Source organism: Prauserella shujinwangii, from assembly GCF_003001955.1.
Taxonomy (GTDB): Bacteria; Actinomycetota; Actinomycetes; order Mycobacteriales; family Pseudonocardiaceae; genus Qaidamihabitans; species Qaidamihabitans shujinwangii.
Genome location: NZ_PVNH01000004.1, coordinates 111,082 through 131,386 on the forward strand (window position 1 = coordinate 111,082; position 20,305 = coordinate 131,386).

The window sequence follows — 20,305 nt, forward strand, 5'->3', positions numbered from 1 at the left end:
GGCCTCGTACTTCCCCAGCGCGTCGACGCTTAGGGAAGAGCCTCTGCATCGACGCGCGACCCTCGTGCGACCTCTCCGGTCGGCGAGGGTTTTTTGATGCCTGGATCGCCACGACACAACTGAAGAGCCCACCGCAGCACCGACACTCCACGAGGCAGAACCGATGACAAGCGCCACCTCGCGATCGGAATCGAACGCTGGGTCCACTCCCTCGCCCAGCCAACTGGGAGCCCGCCCGAAGCCGGGGCCGCCCGCCGGGACACCTGTCCGGGTGACCGGTGCGCAGTCGCTGGTGCGCTCGCTCGAGGCGGTCGGCGTCGAAGTGGTGTTCGGCATCCCGGGCGGCACGATCCTGCCCGCCTACGACCCGCTGCTCGACTCGACGAAGGTCCGGCACGTGCTGGTGCGGCACGAGCAGGGCGCGGGGCACGCGGCCACCGGGTACGCGCAGGCCACCGGCAAGGTCGGCGTCTGCATGGCGACCTCGGGCCCCGGCGCGACCAACCTGGTCACCCCGCTGGCGGACGCGAACATGGACTCGGTGCCGGTCGTGGCGATCACCGGGCAGCAGACGCGGGCGCTCATCGGCACCGACGCGTTCCAGGAAGCCGACATCTGCGGCATCACGATGCCGATCACCAAGCACAACTTCCTCGTCACCGACCCCGCCGACATCCCGAAGGTCATCTCCGAGGCGTTCCACCTGGCCAGCACGGGACGGCCGGGCCCGGTGCTGGTGGACATCCCGAAGGACGTCCTGCAGGAGATGACCGCGTTCGCGTGGCCCCCGGAGACGCACCTGCCGGGCTACCGGCCGACCCTGCGCCCGCACGGCAAGCAGGTCCGCGAGGCCGCGCGGCTGATCGCGGGTTCGCGGCGCCCGGTCCTCTACGTGGGCGGTGGCGTCCTCAAGGCGCAGGCCTCCGAGGAGCTGCGCCAGCTGGCCGAGCTGACCGGCATCCCCGTCGTCACCACGCTGATGGCGCGCGGCGCCTTCCCCGACTCGCACTCCCAGCACCTGGGCATGCCCGGTATGCACGGCTCGGTCGCGGCGGTCGCGGCGATGCAGCGCGCCGACCTGCTCCTCGCGCTGGGCGCCCGGTTCGACGACCGGGTGACGGGCAAGCTCTCGTCGTTCGCGCCGGACGCCACCGTGGTGCACGCCGACATCGACCCGGCCGAGATCTCCAAGAACCGCAAGGCGGACGTGCCGATCGTCGGCGACTGCCGCGAGATCATCACCGAGCTCATCGCCGCGGTGAAGGCGGAGAACGAGCGGTCCGGCCCGCCGGACCTGGACGCGTGGTGGACCCAGGTGAACTCGTGGCGGGACACGTTCCCCGCGGGCTACGAGTGGCCTGCCGACGGTTCGCTGTCGCCGCAGTTCGTGATCGAGCGCATCGGCAAGCTCGTCGGGCCGGACGCGATCTACACCGCGGGCGTCGGCCAGCACCAGATGTGGGCGGCGCAGTTCATCGCCTACGAGAAGCCGGGCACGTGGATCAACTCCGGCGGGCTCGGGACGATGGGCTTCGCCGTGCCCGCGGCGATGGGCGCGCAGTTCGGCCACCCAGACAAGCAGGTGTGGGCCATCGACGGCGACGGCTGCTTCCAGATGACCAACCAGGAACTGGCCACCTGTGCCATCGAGGGCGCGCCGATCAAGGTCGCCGTGATCAACAACGGCAACCTCGGCATGGTGCGCCAGTGGCAGAACCTCTTCTACGCGGAGCGGTACTCCAACACCGACCTCGGCACGCACAAGCACCGCATCCCGGACTTCACGCTGCTGGCCGAGTCACTCGGCTGCGCGGGCCTGCGCTGCGAGACCAAGGAGGAGGTCGACGAGGTCATCCACCGCGCGATGGCCATCAACGACCGGCCCGTGGTGATCGACTTCGTCGTCGGCAAGGATGCCCAGGTGTGGCCCATGGTGGCCGCCGGAACCAGCAACGACGAGATCATGGCCGCCCGCGGCATCCGCCCGCTGTTCGACGACGACGAGGTGACCGCATGACCAACCACACGCTGAGCGTCCTGGTCGAGAACGTCCCGGGTGTGCTCGCCCGCGTGTCCGGCCTGTTCTCCCGCCGCGGCTTCAACATCGAGTCCCTCGCCGTCGGGCCCACGGAGAACCCCGAGGTGTCCCGGATGACGATCGTGGTCGCCGTCGAAGAGCTACCGCTCGAGCAGGTGACCAAGCAGCTCAACAAGCTCGTCAACGTCATCAAGATCGTGGAGCTCGATCCCGCCAGTTCCGTGCAGCGCGAACTGCTGCTGGTGAAGGTGCGGGCGGACGCCACGGTGCGCAGCCAGGTCCTCGAGACCGTGCAGCTGTTCCGTGCCAAGGTGGTGGACGTGTCGCCCGAGGCGCTCACCATCGAGGCGACCGGCACCAGCGACAAGATCAACGCACTGCTGCGCATGCTGGAGCCGTACGGGGTGCGCGAGCTCGTGCAGTCGGGCATGGTCGCGGTCGGCCGGGGCGCCCGGTCCATCACGGCGACCGCCACACGCTGAAGAACGAAAGGAAGAACCTCCCCTCATGTCAGTCGAAATCTTCTACGACGACGACGCCGATCTCGGCATCATCCAGGGTCGCAAGGTCGCCGTGATCGGGTACGGCAGCCAGGGCCACGCCCACGCGCTCAGCCTGCGCGACTCCGGCGTCGATGTGCGCATCGGGCTGCCCGAGGGGTCGCGGTCGCGGGCCAAGGCCGAGGACGAGGGCCTGCGGGTGCTCACGCCCGCCGACGCGGCCAGGGAGGCCGACGTCATCATGATCCTCGCGCCCGACACCAAGCAGCGGGCCATCTACAGCGAGGACATCGAGCCGAACCTGTCCGACGGCGACGCGCTGTTCTTCGGGCACGGCTTCAACATCCGCTACGAGCTGATCAAGCCGCCGGCCAATGTGGACGTCGCGATGGTCGCCCCGAAGGGCCCCGGTCACCTGGTGCGGCGCCAGTTCGTCGACGGCAAGGGCGTGCCCTGCCTGATCGCGGTGGAGCAGGACCCGAGCGGCGGCGCGCAGGCGCTCGCGCTGTCCTACGCGGCGGCCATCGGCGGCGCGCGGGCAGGCGTCATCAAGACGACGTTCACCGAGGAGACCGAGACCGACCTGTTCGGTGAGCAGGCCGTGCTCTGCGGTGGCACGTCCGCCCTCGTGCAGGCCGGCTTCGAGACGCTGACGGAGGCCGGTTACGCCCCGGAGATCGCCTACTTCGAGGTGCTGCACGAGCTCAAGCTGATCGTCGACCTCATGTACGAGGGCGGCATCGCGCGGATGCGCTACTCGATCTCCGACACCGCCGAGTACGGCGACCTGACCCGCGGCCCGCGCGTGATCGGCCCGCAGGTCAAGGAGAACATGAAGGCCATCCTCGCCGAGATCCAGGACGGCACGTTCGCGCGCGAATGGGTCGCCGAGGACGAGGCGGGCCGCCCGAACTACCGCAAGCTGCAGGAGGCGGGCGAGCAGCACCCGATCGAGGAGACCGGGGGCAAGCTGCGCGGCCTCATGTCGTGGGTGGACCGTCCGATTACCGAGACGGCCTGACACGCTACGGAACGTTCGCCGAGGTCACCTCACCCGGTGAGAGGTGAGGTGACCTCGCGCGTGTCCGGGACCCGATGGCCTACGGTGCGGGCCTATGAACGACGAACGCCCCCTCGGCGTCGACAACAAGGCCAACCTGCGCGAGGAGCTGGACCTCACCCGCGCCGAGTGGCGGCGGCTGCTGCCGGGAGCGGACACCGTCGAGTTCGGGTTCGTGCCCCACACCGACGGCTGCACCTACGTGGCGATGCGATCGTCGTCCGAACCGGACGCCGTGGTGCTGGTGTTCACCCCGTCCGAGTGGGACGCCTTCCTGTCCGGGGTGCGGGACGGCGAGTTCGACCGCCCGTCCTGAGCCGCTGACCTGGCATGATGGCCGTCTCGCTTGCTGGGACGGTTGCGGTGGAGTTAACAGCGCCCCCACTCCGGGGCTAGACTGCGCGCGTCCGGGCACAGTGTGGTGACCCGTTGAGCGCGTCCCAGGGGATGAACCCCCGATCACCGAGTCGAAGGGCAGCGCGAACCGTACCCGATCTTGTGAAAGGGCCATCGTGACCAATTCCAGCCAGCCCGTCGTCCTCCTCGCCGAGAAGCTCGCGCCCTCCGCGGTGAGCGTGTTCGGTGACGAGGTCGAGATCAGGCACGTGGACGGCACCGACCGTCCGGCGCTGCTGGCCGCGGTCGCCGACGCGGACGCCCTGCTCGTCCGGTCCGCGACGAAGGTCGACGCCGAGGTCCTCGGCGCCTCGAGCAAGCTGAAGGTCGTCGCCCGCGCCGGGGTGGGGCTGGACAACGTCGATGTGCCCGCGGCCACCGAGCGCGGCGTGCTCGTGGTCAACGCGCCCACCTCCAACATCGTCTCCGCCGCCGAGCACGCGATGGCGCTGCTGCTCGCCGTCGCCCGGCGCGTGCCCGCCGCCGACCAGAGCCTGCGTGGCGGCGAGTGGAAGCGCAGCGCGTACACCGGCGTGGAGCTCAACGGCAAGACCGTCGGCGTGGTGGGGCTCGGCAAGATCGGCCAGCTGTTCGCGCACCGGGTCGCCGCGTTCGACACCCGGGTCATCGCCTACGACCCGTACGTCTCGGCCTCGCGCGCCGCGCAGCTCGGCGTCGAGCTGGTCTCGCTCGACGACCTGCTGGCGCAGGCCGACGCGATCTCCATCCACCTGCCCAAGACGCCCGAGACGAAGGGCCTGATCGACGCCGCGGCGCTGGCGAAGACGAAGAAGGGCGTGCTCGTCGTCAACGCCGCGCGGGGCGGGCTGGTCGACGAGGAGGCGCTGGCCAACGCCGTCCGGGACGGTCAGGTCGGCGGCGCGGGCATCGACGTGTTCGCCAGCGAGCCGACGACATCGAGCCCGCTGTTCGAGCTGCCGAACGTCGTGGTGACCCCGCACCTGGGTGCCTCCACCGCCGAGGCGCAGGACCGCGCGGGCACCGACGTCGCCCGCTCCACGCTGCTGGCGCTGCGCGGCGACTTCGTGCCGGACGCCGTGAACGTCGCGGGCGGCGGCCGGGTCAGCGAGGAGGTCCGGCCGTACCTGCCGCTCGCGCAGAAGCTGGGCACCGTGCTCTCGGCGTTCAGCACGCAGCCGCCGCAGTCGGTGTCGGTGGTCGCCAGCGGTGAGCTCTCCACCGAGGACGTGTCGGTGCTGCAGCTGTCCGCGCTGCGGGGTGTCTTCTCCGGCGTGGTCGAGGACCAGGTGACGTTCGTCAACGCGCCGCGGCTCGCGGACGACCTCGGCGTGCAGGTCACCGTCAGCACCGAGCCGGAGAGCCCGAACTTCCGCAGCCTGCTCACGGTGCGCGCGGTGCACGCCGACGGCACGGTGCACGCGGTGTCGGGCACGGTGATCGGCAAGGACGAGGTGCAGAAGCTCGTCGAGGTCAACGGCAGGCACTTCGACCTGCGGGCCGAGGGCCACGTGCTGCTGCTCGAGTACCCGGACCGGCCGGGCATCATGGGCCGCGTCGGCACGCTGCTCGGCGAGGCCGGGATCAACATCGAGGCGGCGCAGATCAGCCAGACCACCGACCGCTCCGACGCCGTCATGCTGCTGCGTGTGGACCGCGCCGTGGACTCGCACCTGCTGGAGCCCATCGGAGCCACCGTCGACGCGCGCATGATCCGCGCGGTCACCTTCGAATAACCCGCCCACCCCCAACCTTCCACGGCGAGCAGTGAGGGCCACCTTGACTGCGTTGGGCGCAGTCAGGGTGGCCTTCACTGCGTCCGGAGCCGCGGTGTCGTTCGCCGGCAGGAATCGGGGACAGCGGGTGGGCCGCGTTGCTACCCTCGGTGCACCGGTGTCCTGGGGGTCGATGTGGGGTTCGAGGTGGAACCGCGGTCGCTGCGCGACGCCGCCGGATCGGCGGCGGACGCGGCGCAGCGGCTGCGCGGGGTCGAGCTGACCGTCGTGGCGGACCTGGCAGGCGCGCTGCCGGGAGCGAAGTCGGCGGCCCAGGCGGAAAAGCTCGGTGCCCACTGGGAGCGGCAGGCCTCGACCTGGGCCGGCGGTATGGACGACTACGGCGAGAAGCTGGTCGCCGCGGCGGATGCCTACGACGCGGGTGATCGCGGAGCCGCCGGCGACCTGGGTGGGTGAGCCGGATGGTGAGCTGGAACGACGTGAGCCGGTGGGATGCCGGTGCCGTCGCCGGGGCCGGTGACGGCCTGGTGCGGGCGCGCACGGCGATCGTGGGCCTGCAGGACGAGATCGAGGACGCCGCGACGCCGGAGAAGTGGACCGGCCCGAGCGCCGACGCGGCCCGGGACGAGTTGCGCGACCGCAGGCAGGACCTCGAGGAACTGGTGGCGGAGGTCGCCGCGGTGGTGACGGCCGTCGACTCCGTCGAGTCGGCGGTCCGGCAGCTCAGACGGGACGTGGACGAGACCGAGGCGCTGGCCGCCAAGTACCGGTTCGGGATCGAGGACGGGAAGGTCGTGGACCGGGCCGCCGGAGACCCGGCCGACCGGTTACTCAGGACCATGGTCCGGGACGAGCTGGACGAGCGGATCGCCGCGGTGCTGCGCACGGCCGGGGAGGTGGACGACGAACTGGCCGGGATCATGGCCGACGTCCTGGCCGGCAGGATCACCGACGGCGGCGCCACGACGCTGGCCGACGCCGCCGAGGCGGGCGGGGAACGCGTCGAGCTCGGCCGGATCCTCGCCGAGTACCAGGTGAGCCCCGACCCGGACGGCACGGTGACCTACCCGCCGATCATCGGGGTGACCGTGACGAAGTCGGAGGCCGAGCTCCTCGACGACATCGGGCTGGCCGGTATGAAGGACATGTACGACATCCGGGACAACGCGTTCGGGACGGCGGAGGAGCGGTTTCCGGGCCAGGACTCCAACGACAGTCACCAGGACGCGTTCCGGCACGCCTACTGGAACGCGCTGATGACCCAGCGGTTCGGTGCGGACTGGACCGAGCGGTACGGCACGGCCCACGAGCGCCTGCCCGGCAATCCGGCCGACCGGGAGGCCATGGACCTCTACAACAACGAGGTCGGCCGCAAGATCGCCACCGAGCACCCGGACGCGAGCCCGGACGAGCTGGCGGATCTGGTGGCACAGGCCGTGCGCGACGGGAAGATGGTCGTGATCGACGGGAACGGCGAGCTCGCCTACAGCGACGACGTCGCCGGGGGAGAGACCGGCAGAGCGGACGATCCGGCGCCGGAACGGCCGGGTGGCGAGCCGGACTCCGACGCGGGCAGCACCGGGTCGGGGAACGAGAGCGGTGACTACGACTCCGGCAGCGGCCCGGCGGGCAGTTGAGGGGAATCGTGCGGTTACTGGTGATCGGGCTCCTGCTCATCGTGTGCGCTGGGTGCGGCGCGGGAGGAGTGGACGTGGAACACGACGAGGGACTGCAGAAGCGGCTGCGGGAGCTCAGCGAGCAAGGCGGGACGGCCACGCTGGCGGACCTCACCGAGCGTCCGTGGGACGCCGTCTACGTGTTCAGCGAGGGGGTGTCCGCCGAGCGGGTCGAGCGCGCGGTCGGCAGTCCCGTGCTGAGCAGCGACTTCTACTACGAGGCGGGCAACCTCCTGGTGTTCGAACGGGACGGTGCGGTGACCGCCGCGGTCTCCGTGCTGCCCGACCTCCTGGTCACCGGCGGCCAGGCGCGGTGGAGCCGGGACGTCCGCCTGGAACCGCAGGGCGAACGCAGGCCCGCCGCGCTGCGGCTCGTCGAGCCCTGACCCTGACCCGTTGCCCCCAAGGCCACCTTGGTCGCGACGGGCGCAGCCAAGGTGGCCATGGCGGCGCGGCAGGGGCCCAGCGCTCCGGGGGAGGGGAGCGGCAGTGAATGGCACATCGCCTGCGCTGAACGCAGGCGATGTGCCATTCACTGCGGCTGGGGGTGCAGCGGCAGGCCCCCCAAGATCAACATGTGGGTAGCGCTGTGCCACTATCGGGTGGCACGGAGGGGCCGCCACTCCGGCATAAGGGTGGTAGTGCTTCGGCGGATTATCGACTGCCGGTAACCTGCCGAAGCTGGAGTTTGACCGCAAGTGGGGCATCCGGGGTCCGGTCCCCGATCGACGGAGGTGTATGGATGCGGCTCGCTGTGATCCCAGGCGACGGGATCGGGCCCGAGGTGGTCACCGAGGCGCTCAAGGTGCTGGGTGAGGTCGTTCCGGGCGCGGAGATCACCAACTACGACCTCGGCGCCGCGCGCTGGCACGCGACCGGCGAGCTGCTTCCCGAGTCGGTACTCGGCGAGCTCCGGCAACACGACGCCATCCTGCTCGGCGCCGTCGGCGACCCGACCGTGCCGAGCGGCATCCTGGAGCGCGGCCTGCTGCTGCGCCTGCGGTTCGAACTGGACCACCACGTGAACCTGCGGCCCGCGCGGCTGTACCCGGGCGTGCGCGGCCCGCTGGCCGAGCCGGGCGACGTCGACATGCTCGTCGTCCGCGAGGGCACCGAGGGGCCGTACGCGGGCAACGGCGGGCTGCTGCGCAAGGACACCGAGCACGAGATCGCCACCGAGGTCAGCGTCAACACCGCGTTTGGCATCCGCCGGGTCGTCGCCGACGCGTTCCAGCGCGCCGAGCGGCGCCCCCGCAAGCACCTCACCCTCGTGCACAAGACCAACGTCCTCGAACACGCCGGCTCGCTGTGGTCGCGCATCGTCGAGGAGGTCTCGCTGGAACACCCCGACGTGACGGTCAACTACTCGCACGTCGACGCCGCGACCATCCACATGGTCACCGACCCTTCGCGGTTCGACGTGATCGTGACCGACAACCTGTTCGGCGACATCATCACCGACCTCGCGGCCGCGGTGACCGGCGGCATCGGCCTCGCCGCCAGCGGCAACCTGGACATCACCCGGCGCAACCCGAGCATGTTCGAGCCGGTGCACGGCAGCGCGCCGGACATCGCGGGCCAGAACCTCGCCGACCCGACCGCGGCGGTGCTGTCGGTGGCGCTGCTGCTGGACCACGTCGGCGAGCAGGAGGCAGGGCGCCGCATCGAGGCGTCCGTGGCCTTCGACCTGGCCACCCGCGACCAGTCGTCGCCGGGTACGACCCAGGCCATTGGCGACCGGCTGGCCGCGCTCGTCTCCTCGAACGCGCCCCGCCAGGCCAGCTGAGGGTTTTCCCGTCTGTCCCCCAAGGTGGCCTTGGGGACGATGTGTGTACGGGGTGGATGCGGGGAAGTCTGGAGAGCCGGAGGCTTCGCACCCCGAGGGGGTCCGCCATGTGGAACTGGCTGCGCAATCTGCTGGAACGCCGTGAGCCGAGGTCGTCGAGCGCGCCCGAGGCCGACGCCGCCACCGATCCCGGCGTCGCGAAGGCCCGCCCGACCGGCGGCAGGCCGGACGACGAGCGCGCCGACAACCCGTCCACCACGGGCCCCGGCGAGACGGAGACGTTCGTCGGCCGCGCCGCGGGCGAGGACCTCGGCTACGCCGGGGAGACCGGCGCCGGCGCCCGCGCCGAACGGGAACACCCACCGGAGTGAGCGCCGGCGCCGCGCCGACGCACCCGATGTGGCTTTCGGTGCGCTGAACGCACCGAAAGCCACATCAGGTGCGTGCGGGACGGCGCGGCACGAACGGGTGTCCACGATGCGGGATGGGTGCCCACGGGTTGGGCCCGGCGTGGCGTTGTGGCATGATGCGTCCATGGCCACGACGCACGCCATCATTATCCGCCAGCGCGCCGGGTAAGTGCTTCCCCAAGCACCCGGCGCGCAGACCTCTCGCACCCGCGGGGGGTCTTTTTGTTTGTCAGGACGAGCACCGCACCCGCCCCGAGGAGAGAACCCGTGACCCGCACGGAACCGGCCGGCACCCCGCTCGGCGACGACTTCCACCTCTACGACACGACCCTGCGCGACGGGGCCCAGCGCGAGGGGATCTCGTACTCGGTCGCCGACAAGCTCGCCGTCGCCCGCCTGCTCGACGAGCTCGGGGTCGGCTTCATCGAGGGCGGCTGGCCCGGCGCGATGCCCAAGGACACCGAGTTCTTCGCCCGCGCCGCCGCCGAACTGCCGCTCAAGCACGCGGTGCTGGTGGCCTTCGGCTCCACCCGCAGGCCGGGGGTGAAGGCCGCCGAGGACCCGCAGGTCCGCGCGCTGCTCGACGCGCAGGCCCCGGTCGTCACGCTCGTCGCCAAGTCGGACGTGCGGCACATCGAGCGGGCGCTGCGCGTGGACGTCGACGAGGCGTGCGCGATGGTGGAGGACACGGTGTCCTTCCTCGTCGGTGCGGGCAGGCGGGTCTTCCTGGACGCGGAGCACTTCTTCGACGGCTACGCCCACGACCCCGGCACGGCGCTGAAGGTGCTGGACGCCGCGGGCCGGGGCGGAGCCGACGTGGTGGTGCTCTGCGACACCAACGGCGGGCAGCTGCCGCTGCAGCTCGCCGACACCGTGCGCGAGGTGGCCGACCGCACGGGCCTGCGGCTGGGCATCCACTGCCAGGACGACACGTCCTGCGCCGTGGCCAACACCATCGCCGCCGTGCAGGCGGGTGCCACGCACGTGCAGTGCACCGCCAACGGTTACGGCGAGCGGGCGGGCAACGCCGACCTGTTCGCCGTGACGGGGAATCTCGTGGCCAAGCTCGGCATGGACGTCCTCCCGACCGGAGGCGCCGCGGAGCTCTCCCGCGTCTCCCATGCCCTTGCCGAGATCGCGAACATCGCCCCCGACACCCACCAGGCCTACGTCGGGGCCTCGGCCTTCGCCCACAAGGCGGGGCTGCACGCGAGCGCGATCAAGGTGGATCCGTTGTTGTACAACCACATCGATCCGGCCTTGGTCGGCAATGACATGCGGGTGCTGGTCACGGAGATGGCTGGCAGGGCGAGCCTCGAACTCAAGGGACGTGAGCTCGGGGTGGACCTTGCCAGCCGGCCTGATGCGCTCACCAGCGCGGTGAGCAAGGTCAAGAGCCTGGAGGCGGACGGCTGGTCGTTCGAGGCCGCCGACGCCTCACTGGAACTCCTGCTGCGCAAGGAGGTCGCCGGTCCGGGCGAGCCCGCGGAGCCGCCGTTCACGCTCGAGTCGTACCGGGTGGTGCTCGACCACCGCGCCGACGGCGAGGTGATCTCCGAGGCCACGGTGAAGGTCCACGTCGGTGGCGAGCGGGTGATCGCCACCGCCGAGGGCAACGGCCCGGTCAACGCACTGGACGCCGCGCTGCGCAAGGCGCTCGTCCCGCACCTGTCCTGGTTGGACACCGTGGAGCTGTCCGACTACAAGGTGCGCATCCTCGCCGGGCATCCGGGCACCGACGCGGTGACGCGGGTGCTCGTCGAGTCCAGCGACGGCGAGCGCGAGTGGACGACCGTCGGCGTGCACGCCAACATCGTGGAGGCGAGCTGGCTCGCCCTGTGTGACGCCCTCGTGCACAAGAGCCTGCGGGTGGCCGCACGGTAGGATCGCCCCCGTGCGTCTGGCTCGAATCGCTCATCCCGACGGTGTCGCCTTCGCCTCGATCGACGGCGAGGGTGACACCGCAGAGGTCCTGGAAATCGCCGAACACCCGTTCGGCCAGCCCAACTACACCGGGCGGCGATGGCCGCTCGCGGACGTCCGGCTGCTCGCGCCGATCCTGCCGACGAAGGTGATCGCGGTCGGCCGGAACTACGCCTCCCACGCGGCGGAGTTCGGCAACGAGGTCCCGGCGGAGCCGATGCTGTTCCTCAAGCCGAACACGAGCATCGTCGGACCGAACGCGGCGATCAAGCTGCCGCCCGCGTCGTCCCGAGTGGACTTCGAGGGGGAGCTGGCCGTCGTGATCGGCCAGCCGGTGAAGAACGTGCCCGCCGCCAAGGCGAGCGCCGCCGTGCTCGGCTACACCGTCGCCAACGACGTCAGCGCCCGCGACCTGCAGAAGTCGGACGGGCAGTGGGGCAGGGCCAAGGGGTTCGACACGTTCTGCCCGCTGGGGCCGTGGATCGAGACCGCCGTGGACCCGGCCGACCTGGCGATCCGGTCGGAGGTGGACGGACAGGTCAGGCAGGACGCCCGCACGTCCGCGCTCGTGCACAAGGTCCCGCAGCTGGTGGAGTTCGTCTCGGCGGTGATGACCCTGCTGCCCGGCGACGTGATCCTCACCGGTACGCCCGAGGGCGTGGGGCCGATCCAGGAAGGGCAGCAGGTCTCCATCACCATCGAGGGCATCGGCACGCTCACCAACCCGGTGGTGAAGGCCTAACCCGCGGGCATCAGTCCCGGGCGGGGGCGCGCCGCGCGAACCGCGGCGCGTGCTCGGGCCGCACCCCGACCCCGATGAGGTAGGCGGGGACGAACGCGGCCCGCGGGAACCGCCGCATCAGCCCGATGAACGGCTTCGGCGGGCCGGGCCGCGACCCGGTGACGACCGGCGTCACCACCATGCGGTGCAGCAGCCGCTGCAGCAGCTGGACGAGCGCGGTCGGGAGCAGCCTGCGGGTGCGGATCCGCGCGAGGTCACGGTCGCGCACGGCGCCGCGCCGGAGCGGCCCGGCCAGCAGCGTCGCGGCGGCGACCGCGTCCTGCACGGCGAGGTTGATGCCGACCCCGCCGACCGGCGACATCGCGTGCGCCGCGTCGCCGAGGCAGAGCAGGCCGCCGACGTGCCAGCGAGGGAGCCGGTTCAGCCGGACGTCGAGGTGCTTGACGTCGTCCATGGACTCCAGCGAGCCGGTCCGGTCGGCGAGCCACGGGAGCATCGCCGCGACGTCCTCCCGGAACCGGGCGATGCCGCGCGCCCGCAGCCGGGGGTCGAGGCCCTTCTTCGCGATGTAGGCGATCTGGAAGTACCCCTCGCGCGGGATGACGATCCCGAACCGGCCCGCACGCATCCCCGGGGTGAGCGCGGACGCCTGCTCGTCGGACCGGCGGGGCAGCCGGAACCACCACGCGTCGAACGACACCGGGAACTCCTTCGGCCGCAGGTCCGCCTGCGCGCGGGCCATCGAGTGCCTGCCGTCGCACGCCACGGTCAGCTCCGCCCGCAGCTCGCCGGTCGCCCCGTCCGCGGTGCGGTAACGCACGCCGCGGACGCGGCCGCCCTCCCGGATCAGCCCGGTGGCCTCCGTGTTCATCCGCAGGGTGAAGGTGGGCTCCTCCGCGGCGGCGTCCGCGAGCAGGTCGAGCAGGTCCCACTGCGGGACCATCGCGATGTAGGGGTGACGCACCCCGACCCGGCGGAGCCGCCGCAGGTCCCCGACCACCACGCGCTCGGACTCGGACACCGGGAACGCGATCTCCTCCAGCCTGCTCTGCGGCAGCCGCGCGAACCGCTCGCCGAGGCCCAGTTCGTCGAGCAGCTGCATCGTGGACGGGTGCACGGTGTCGCCGCGGAAGTCGCGCAGGAAGTCGCTGTGCTTCTCCAGCACGGTCACCTCGACCCCGGCGCGGGCCAGCAGGAGCCCCAGCACCATCCCGGCGGGTCCACCCCCGATCACGGCGCAGGTCGTGCGCTCGGTCATCGTCGCTCACCCCTTATTCATCATATGTTGAATAACTCCACGATGCACTCGCCGGGGCGTCCCGTCAAGCGAGATAGGCTGAACGAGCTATGACTCAGACGACTCAGACCAAGCCGGTGCGTGCTCGCTTCTGCCCCTCGCCGACCGGGACCCCGCACGTCGGCCTGATCCGCACGGCCCTGTTCAACTGGGCGTTCGCCCGCCACCACGGGGGCAGCCTCGTGTTCCGGATCGAGGACACCGACGCGGCGAGGGACACCGAGGAGTCCTACGAGGCGCTGCTCGACGCGCTCCGCTGGCTGGGTCTGGACTGGGACGAGGGGCCCGAGGTCGGCGGTGAGTTCGGGCCGTACCGGCAGAGCGGGCGCGGGGAGATCTACTCCGACGTCGCGGCCAGGCTGCTGGCGGCGGGCGAGGTGTACGAGGCCTTCTCGACCAACGAGGAGGTCGAACAGCGCCGCCGCGCCGCGGGGCAGGACACCAAGCTCGGCTACGACAACTACGACCGCGACCTCACCGAGGAGCAGAAGGCCGCCTTCCGGGCCGAGGGCCGCTCGCCGGTGCTGCGCCTGCGCATGCCCGACGAGGACATCACCTGGCACGACCTGGTTCGCGGCGAGATCACGTTCAAGGCGGGCACGATCCCGGACCCGGTGCTGGTGCGGGCCAACGGCCAGCCGCTGTACACCCTCACCAACCCCGTCGACGACGCGCTCATGCGCATCACGCACGTGTTGCGGGGCGAGGACCTGCTGCCGTCCACACCCCGGCAGATCGCGCTCTACGGCGCCCTGCTGCGGGTGGGCGTCGCCGACGTCATGCCCGAGTTCGGTCACCTGCCGTACGTGCTGGGCGAGGGCAACAAGAAGCTGTCCAAACGGGATCCCACGTCCAACCTGTTCCACTACCGTGACCGCGGCTTCATCCCCGAGGGTCTGCTCAACTACCTCGCGCTGCTGGGCTGGTCGATCGCGGATGACCGGGACATCTTCACCGTCTCCGAGCTCGTCGAGGCCTTCGAGATCACCAAGGTGAGCGCGAACCCGGCCCGGTTCGACGTGAAGAAGGCCGAGGCCATCAACGGCACCCACGTCCGCGCACTGGCGCCGGACGACTTCGCCCGGCGCGTGGTGCCCTACCTCAGCGCCGCGGGCGTGCTCCCGGCCGAGCCCGGCGAGCAGCGGCTGGCCACGCTGCGCGCCATCGCCCCGCTGGTGCAGGAGCGCGTGACCGTCCTGTCCGACGCCACGGACATGGTCCGCTTCCTGTTCGCCGACGAGGACTCCTTCGCGCCGGAGGAGGCCGCCGCCGCGAAGGCGCTCGGGCCGGATGCCGAGCCGGTGCTGCGGGCCGCGCTCGCCGCGCTCGAGACGCTGCCCTCCTGGGAGGCCTCCGCGATCGAGCAGGCGCTCAAGGACGCGCTCGTGGAAGGGCTCGGACTGAAGCCCCGTAAGGCATTCGCTCCGGTCCGCGTCGCCGTTACCGGCCGCACGGTTTCACCACCGTTGTACGAATCGATGGAACTGCTCGGGCGAGAGAAGTCGCTCGGTCGGCTGCGTCGCGCGCTGCCGGGCAACTGAGCGTAGAGGTCCTAAACCGAAACAGAGCACGACTTATCACCTCGTCAGCCGAGTCGGTATCGGCGAAAGTGCCCTAGCCTCGCGGGGTGGATTTTGCGCTTGCCTCCCCGACAGCACCGCAAACCGCCCCCGGGCTGGATCATGCCGTGCCGTGGGTCCCCCCGGAACTCCGGCTGGTCTGCCTGGACATCGATGACACGCTGATCGATTTCTCCGCCGCGGGGCGAAGATCGCTCGCGGCGCTGATCGGCAGGATCGACCTGTGGCCGCTGTGGGAGCGCATCACCGACGAGCACGTCGCCAGGGTCGTGGCCGGGGAACTCGACTACGGCGAGATGCACGTCCGGCGGTCGCAGGCGTTCCTCGCCGAACTCGGCGCCCTCGTCGACGCGACCGACGTCCTCCAGTTCGAAGCGCGCCGGAAGGAGATGTTGCGGCGATCCTGGCGGCTGTTCGACGACGTCCTGCCGTGTCTGGAGTGGCTCGCCGCCGCCGGTGTCCGGCTCGCCGCTGTGACCAACGCCTCGGGCGCGCACCAGCGGGAGAAGCTCGCGAACCTCGGCCTGCTCGGTTTCTTCGACCACGTCGCGATCGCCGGGGAGGTCGGCGTCGCGAAACCCGATCCGGTGATGTTCCACTCGGTGTGCGTCGAAGTCGGCTGCGAACCGGCGGAAGCCGTGCACGTGGGGGACAAGCTGGAGACCGACGCCGTCGGGGCGCGGGATGCCGGGCTCGGCGGGGTCTGGCTCAACCGCGGCGGAGCCGCGAAAGACGTCCCCGCGGGCGTGCACGTCGTCTGCGGGCTGGCCGAGCTTCCTGAGCTGCTCGTTTGCGAGTTCGCCCGGGTGGGGGTGCCGCTGCCGCGCTGACCGCGCCAACCCCCGGTGCGGGGCGTTCCCTGCGGTGGTCTAGTATTTCTTCCCGGTGGTGCTGAGCAGGACAACGCTCCGGCTCAGCGCTCCTTGGGGTATGGTGTAATTGGCAGCACGACTGATTCTGGTTCAGTTAGTCTAGGTTCGAGTCCTGGTACCCCAGCTGCGAAGAGGAAAACCGGGTCTGGTAAGTTCTCTTCAGCAACAAGGACAAGCCCCCGTCGTCTAGCGGCCTAGGACGCCGGCCTCTCACGCCGGTAGCGTGGGTTCGAATCCCATCGGGGGTACGCGAAAGGTGGAAGGCCCTGTCTGCGGAAAGCGCAGACAGGGCCTTTCGTTTTGTGTCTTGTGGGGGTCGAACCCCCACACCCCCGCCGGGGGCAAGCCCCCTGGACCCCCGTAGGTCGCCGATGTGCACGGGGGCCGGTGCGGGGTGGTCGTGAGCGGGAAACGTGGTTCGCGCCACGTTGGTCACGCACGACCGTCAGACGCGCTCCTGCAGGGCCTCCGCCGCCGCCAGCAGGTCCGCCGCCCAGCGGGCGCCCGGCTTGCGGCCGATCCGCTCCACCGGCCCCGACACCGACACGGCCGCCACCACCGCACCCGCCGAGTCCCGCACCGGAGCGGACACACTGGCCACTCCCGGCTCGCGCTCCGCCACGCTCTGCGCCCAGCCCCGCCTGCGCACCTCCAGCAACGTCCGCTCCCCGAACACCGCCTCGGCGAGGATCGCCCGCTGCGTGTGCGGGTCCGACCACGCGGCGAGCACCTTCGCGCCCGAACCCGCCGTCATCGGCAACCGCGCCCCCACCGGAACGGTGTCCCGGAGCCCGCTCGGCGGTTCCGCCGTCGCCACGCACACCCGCTGCACGCCGTCCCTGCGGTACAACTGGACGCTCTCGCCCGTGATGTCCCGCAACTTGGGCAGCACGGTCGCCGCCGCGTCCAGCAGTGGATCGGCCGTGCCGCCGGCGAGCTCGGCCAGCGCGGACCCCGGGCGCCAGCGGCCGTCGGCCCCGCGGCGCAGCATGCGGTGCACCTCGAGGCCCACGGCGAGCCGGTGCGCCGTCGCCCTGGGCAGTCCGGTGCGTGAGCACAGTTCGGCGAGCCCGCACGGCTCCTCCGCGACGGCGTGCAACACGGCTACGGCCTTGTCCAGGACTCCGATACCGCTGTGCTGGTTGTTAGGGCTATCCTGTCCCACGAAGCGATACTATATTCCCGCAGTTTGGGAAGTCCAGATCTTGGGACGAGCGTGTTCCCCCTGTCCCGCTCGTGCCCGACCAACCTCGTAGGAGGAGCCCTGATGACAACGACGCGGGGCCGCACGCTGGCGGAGAAGGTGTGGGACGAGCACACCGTGCGCCGCGGCGAAGGAGCCGAGCCCGACCTGCTCTACATCGACCTGCACCTCGTGCACGAGGTCACCAGCCCGCAGGCGTTCGACGGCCTGCGCCTGGCCGGCAGGCCCGTCCGGCGGCCCGACCTGACCATCGCGACCGAGGACCACAACGTCCCGACAGTGGACATCGAGCTGCCCATCGCCGACCCGGTCTCGCGCACCCAGGTCGACACCCTTCGCCGCAACTGCAAGGAGTTCGGCATCCGGCTGCACCCCATGGGCGACGCCGAGCAGGGCATCGTGCACGTCATCGGCCCGCAGCTGGGCCTGACGCAGCCCGGGATGACCGTCGTCTGCGGGGACAGTCACACGTCCACGCACGGCGCGTTCGGCGCCATGGCGTTCGGCATCGGCACGTCGGAGGTCGAGCACGTGCTCGCCACGCAGACGCTGCCGCTGCGGCCGTTCAAGACCATGGCGATCAACGTGGATGGCCGGCTGCGGCCGGGGGTCACGGCGAAGGACATCATCCTCGCCGTCATCGCGAAGATCGGCACCGGCGGCGGCCAGGGCTACGTGCTGGAGTACCGCGGCAGCGCCATCGAGTCGCTGTCGATGGAAGCCCGGATGACGATCTGCAACATGTCGATCGAGGCGGGCGCCAGGGCGGGCATGATCGCCCCCGACGAGACCACGTTCGCCTACCTGAAGGACCGCCCGCACGCCCCCCAGGGCGCGGACTGGGACGCCGCGGTGGCCGCGTGGCGGGAGCTGCGCACCGACGCCGACGCCGAGTTCGACGCCGAGGTGCACCTCGACGCCGGCACGCTGACCCCCTTCGTGACCTGGGGCACCAACCCCGGCCAGGGGCTTCCGCTCGCGGAGTCGGTGCCCGACCCGGAGCGGATCGCCGACGAGACCGAGCGCTTCGCCGCCGAGAAGGCCCTGTCCTATATGGATCTTGAACCGGGCACCCCGCTGCGGGAGATCGCGGTGGACACCGTCTTCCTCGGCTCCTGCACCAACGGCCGGATCGAGGACCTGAGGGCCGCCGCCGAGGTGCTGCGCGGGCGCAGGGTGGCCGACGGCGTCCGCATGCTCGTCGTCCCCGGCTCGATGCGCGTGCGCCAGGCCGCCGAGGCCGAGGGCCTGCACGAGGTCTTCACCGAGGCCGGTGCCGAGTGGCGCCAGGCGGGCTGCTCCATGTGCCTCGGCATGAACCCCGACCAGCTCAAGCCGGGGGAGCGCAGCGCGTCGACCTCGAACCGCAACTTCGAGGGCAGGCAGGGCAAGGGCGGCCGGACCCACCTCGTCTCGCCGCTCGTGGCCGCCGCCACCGCCGTGCGCGGCACCCTCTCCTCGCCCGAAGACCTGGACTGACCCCGGAGGTAGACCCACCATGGAGCCGTTCACCAAGCACACCGGCGTCGGGGTGCCCCTGCGCAGGTCCAACGTGGACACTGACCAGATCATCCCGGCCGTCTACCTGAAGCGCGTCAGCCGGACCGGCTTCGAGGACGGCCTGTTCGCCGCCTGGCGCTCCGACGAGCACTTCGTCCTCAACCAGCAGCCCTACCGGCAGGGCAGCGTCCTCGTCGCGGGACCCGACTTCGGCACCGGCTCGTCCCGGGAGCACGCCGTCTGGGCCCTGATGAACTACGGCTTCCGGGTCGTCATCTCGTCCCGCTTCGCCGACATCTTCCGGGGCAACGCCGGCAAGCAGGGCCTGGTGGCCGCCCAGTGCGAGCAGGCCGACGTCGAGCTGCTGTGGAAGCTGCTCGAGAACGAGCCCGGCACGGAGGTCACCGTGGACCTCGAGACGAAGACGGTACGAGCCAAGGACTTCACCGCGGGCTTCTCGATCGACGACTACACCCGCTGGCGGCTGCTCGAGGGACTGGATGACATCGCTCTCACCCTGCGACACGCCGACGACATCGACGCGTTCGAGGCTCGGCGGCCCTCCTGGAAGCCCGTGACGACCCCGCAGACGACGTAGCGGACACGGATTCCCTGCTCAGAAGGGAATCCGGCCTCGGCCGACGGCCGGCGAAACCACGCCAGACGGCACGCGGAACGGCCCCGAACGGGTACCTCGGGGGGCGGAAGCCCCCACCCGATAAGGAAGAAATCCGCGTGCCGTTTGGAATTTGTGCTGCATTGGTAATACCGTGTGCGCAAGTCGGCCGGTGTGGCCGTGCAACACGTAGTTCTTCATGGAGGACTGGAATGGCCAACAAGGCCCAGCTGATCGAGGCGCTTTCCGAGCGTCTGGGCGACAAGAAGGTCGCGTCCCAGGCTGTCGACAACCTCGTCGACATCATCATCCGTACGGTCAACAAGGGCGAGAAGGTGAACATCACCGGCTTCGGGGTGTTCGAGAAGCGCGCCCGTGCGGCCCGTACCGCGAGGAACCCGCGCACGGGTGAGACCGTGCGCGTGAAGAAGACCAACGTCCCGGCCTTCCGTGCCGGCACCACCTTCAAGGACGTGGTGAGCGGCGCGAAGAAGCTGCCGAAGGCGACCGCGAAGCGGGCCACGGCCACGTCGCGGACCTCCTCCGGTACCACCAGCCGCAGCACGTCCACGCGGACGGCCGCCAGCAGGCCTTCCGCCACGCGGAGCACGACCTCGCGGACCAGGGCCACGACCACGGCTCGCGGCACGGCGTCGTCGCGCAGCACGGCGACGAAGCCCGCTTCTCGGTCCACGGCCACGAAGAGCACCACCAAGGCTGCTCCGAAGACCGCGGCCAAGAGCACCACCGCGAAGAAGTCGACGACCGCCAAGGCGGCCCCGAAGACCGCGGCGAAGTCCACGACCAAGGCTGCGCCGAAGTCGACGGCGAAGAAGACCACCGCCGCGGCCAAGAAGAAGAAGTAGCGACCCGGGAACGGGCCGGAGATCCCCGGATCGTCCGGTTTCAGCGACTTCTCGGCAGGGCCCCGCGCCGGACGGCGCGGGGCCCTGCCGCATCCGGGACCACCACGAGCCCGCCGGATCCCCG

The 20,305-nt window shown here is 70.9% G+C and carries 19 protein-coding genes and 2 tRNA genes; 19 read left to right on the forward strand and 2 right to left on the reverse strand.

Going from position 1 to position 20,305, the window contains the following annotated elements:
- Positions 1–163: 163 nt before the first annotated feature.
- The 12 genes from B0I33_RS10270 to B0I33_RS10325 all read left to right on the forward strand — a co-directional run bounded on the left by B0I33_RS10270 (position 164) and on the right by B0I33_RS10325 (position 12,246).
- Positions 164–2,017: an acetolactate synthase large subunit gene (locus B0I33_RS10270; RefSeq protein WP_106178387.1), complete on the forward strand. Its 1,854-nt coding sequence runs from the start codon at positions 164–166 to the stop codon at positions 2,015–2,017.
- On the forward strand, positions 2,014–2,520 hold the full coding sequence (gene ilvN / locus B0I33_RS10275) for an acetolactate synthase small subunit (RefSeq protein ID WP_106178388.1): 507 nt from the start codon (positions 2,014–2,016) through the stop codon (positions 2,518–2,520). Before B0I33_RS10270 ends, ilvN begins: the two co-directional genes overlap by 4 nt.
- A gap of 25 nt (positions 2,521–2,545) precedes the next feature.
- Positions 2,546–3,559, forward strand: a complete 1,014-nt coding sequence (ilvC, locus tag B0I33_RS10280) for a ketol-acid reductoisomerase (RefSeq protein ID WP_106178389.1) — start codon at positions 2,546–2,548, stop codon at positions 3,557–3,559.
- 94 nt (positions 3,560–3,653) lie between these two features.
- A complete protein-coding gene (locus B0I33_RS10285; RefSeq protein WP_106178390.1) occupies positions 3,654–3,914 on the forward strand; it encodes a DUF397 domain-containing protein in 261 nt (86 codons plus the stop codon).
- A 196-nt stretch (positions 3,915–4,110) separates the two neighbouring features.
- The gene (serA, locus tag B0I33_RS10290) at positions 4,111–5,709 is read left to right on the forward strand and encodes a phosphoglycerate dehydrogenase (protein ID WP_106178391.1); all 1,599 of its coding nucleotides are present in this window, start codon (positions 4,111–4,113) and stop codon (positions 5,707–5,709) included.
- A 174-nt stretch (positions 5,710–5,883) separates the two neighbouring features.
- Entirely contained in the window at positions 5,884–6,165 is a 282-nt protein-coding gene (locus B0I33_RS10295; protein WP_106178392.1) for a type VII secretion target, read from the forward strand.
- 5 nt (positions 6,166–6,170) lie between these two features.
- Complete coding sequence (locus tag B0I33_RS10300) at positions 6,171–7,346, forward strand: DUF6973 domain-containing protein (RefSeq protein WP_106178393.1); 1,176 nt, start codon at positions 6,171–6,173, stop codon at positions 7,344–7,346.
- A 74-nt stretch (positions 7,347–7,420) separates the two neighbouring features.
- The gene (locus B0I33_RS10305; protein ID WP_245900577.1) at positions 7,421–7,771 is read left to right on the forward strand and encodes a hypothetical protein; all 351 of its coding nucleotides are present in this window, start codon (positions 7,421–7,423) and stop codon (positions 7,769–7,771) included.
- A 356-nt stretch (positions 7,772–8,127) separates the two neighbouring features.
- Entirely contained in the window at positions 8,128–9,171 is a 1,044-nt protein-coding gene (locus B0I33_RS10310; protein ID WP_106178394.1) for a 3-isopropylmalate dehydrogenase, read from the forward strand.
- Positions 9,172–9,278: 107 nt separating this feature from the next.
- A complete protein-coding gene (locus B0I33_RS10315; RefSeq protein ID WP_106178395.1) occupies positions 9,279–9,542 on the forward strand; it encodes a hypothetical protein in 264 nt (87 codons plus the stop codon).
- A 306-nt stretch (positions 9,543–9,848) separates the two neighbouring features.
- On the forward strand, positions 9,849–11,465 hold the full coding sequence (cimA, locus tag B0I33_RS10320; protein ID WP_106178396.1) for a citramalate synthase: 1,617 nt from the start codon (positions 9,849–9,851) through the stop codon (positions 11,463–11,465).
- 10 nt (positions 11,466–11,475) lie between these two features.
- On the forward strand, positions 11,476–12,246 hold the full coding sequence (locus tag B0I33_RS10325) for a fumarylacetoacetate hydrolase family protein (protein WP_106178397.1): 771 nt from the start codon (positions 11,476–11,478) through the stop codon (positions 12,244–12,246).
- A gap of 10 nt (positions 12,247–12,256) precedes the next feature.
- On the opposite strand, the gene B0I33_RS10330 is transcribed toward B0I33_RS10325, so the two are convergent.
- Positions 12,257–13,504: an FAD-dependent oxidoreductase gene (locus tag B0I33_RS10330; RefSeq protein ID WP_106178398.1), complete on the reverse strand. Its 1,248-nt coding sequence runs from the start codon at positions 13,502–13,504 to the stop codon at positions 12,257–12,259.
- Positions 13,505–13,593: 89 nt separating this feature from the next.
- On the opposite strand from B0I33_RS10330, the gene gltX reads away from it, so the two are divergent.
- From gltX to B0I33_RS10350, 4 genes are all read left to right on the forward strand, one after another.
- Complete coding sequence (gene gltX / locus B0I33_RS10335; RefSeq protein WP_106178399.1) at positions 13,594–15,084, forward strand: glutamate--tRNA ligase; 1,491 nt, start codon at positions 13,594–13,596, stop codon at positions 15,082–15,084.
- A gap of 146 nt (positions 15,085–15,230) precedes the next feature.
- Positions 15,231–15,953 carry an HAD family hydrolase gene (locus B0I33_RS10340; RefSeq protein ID WP_245900579.1) on the forward strand — a complete coding sequence of 241 codons (723 nt, stop codon included), beginning with the start codon at positions 15,231–15,233 and terminating at the stop codon, positions 15,951–15,953.
- A 94-nt stretch (positions 15,954–16,047) separates the two neighbouring features.
- A tRNA-Gln gene (locus tag B0I33_RS10345) sits at positions 16,048–16,119 on the forward strand.
- Positions 16,120–16,170: 51 nt separating this feature from the next.
- Positions 16,171–16,243, forward strand: a tRNA-Glu gene (locus tag B0I33_RS10350).
- A gap of 197 nt (positions 16,244–16,440) precedes the next feature.
- Here the strand turns inward: B0I33_RS10350 and B0I33_RS10355 are convergent.
- Positions 16,441–17,160 carry an IclR family transcriptional regulator gene (locus tag B0I33_RS10355; RefSeq protein WP_106178401.1) on the reverse strand — a complete coding sequence of 240 codons (720 nt, stop codon included), beginning with the start codon at positions 17,158–17,160 and terminating at the stop codon, positions 16,441–16,443.
- Between the two features lie 102 nt (positions 17,161–17,262).
- On the opposite strand from B0I33_RS10355, the gene leuC reads away from it, so the two are divergent.
- From leuC to B0I33_RS10370, 3 genes are all read left to right on the forward strand, one after another.
- Complete coding sequence (gene leuC / locus B0I33_RS10360) at positions 17,263–18,678, forward strand: 3-isopropylmalate dehydratase large subunit (RefSeq protein ID WP_106178402.1); 1,416 nt, start codon at positions 17,263–17,265, stop codon at positions 18,676–18,678.
- A 19-nt stretch (positions 18,679–18,697) separates the two neighbouring features.
- Positions 18,698–19,297, forward strand: coding sequence for a 3-isopropylmalate dehydratase small subunit (leuD, locus tag B0I33_RS10365; protein WP_106178403.1), 600 nt, complete (start codon positions 18,698–18,700; stop codon positions 19,295–19,297).
- Positions 19,298–19,527: 230 nt separating this feature from the next.
- Positions 19,528–20,181: an HU family DNA-binding protein gene (locus tag B0I33_RS10370; protein WP_106178404.1), complete on the forward strand. Its 654-nt coding sequence runs from the start codon at positions 19,528–19,530 to the stop codon at positions 20,179–20,181.
- The last annotated feature ends 124 nt before the right edge of the window (positions 20,182–20,305 follow it).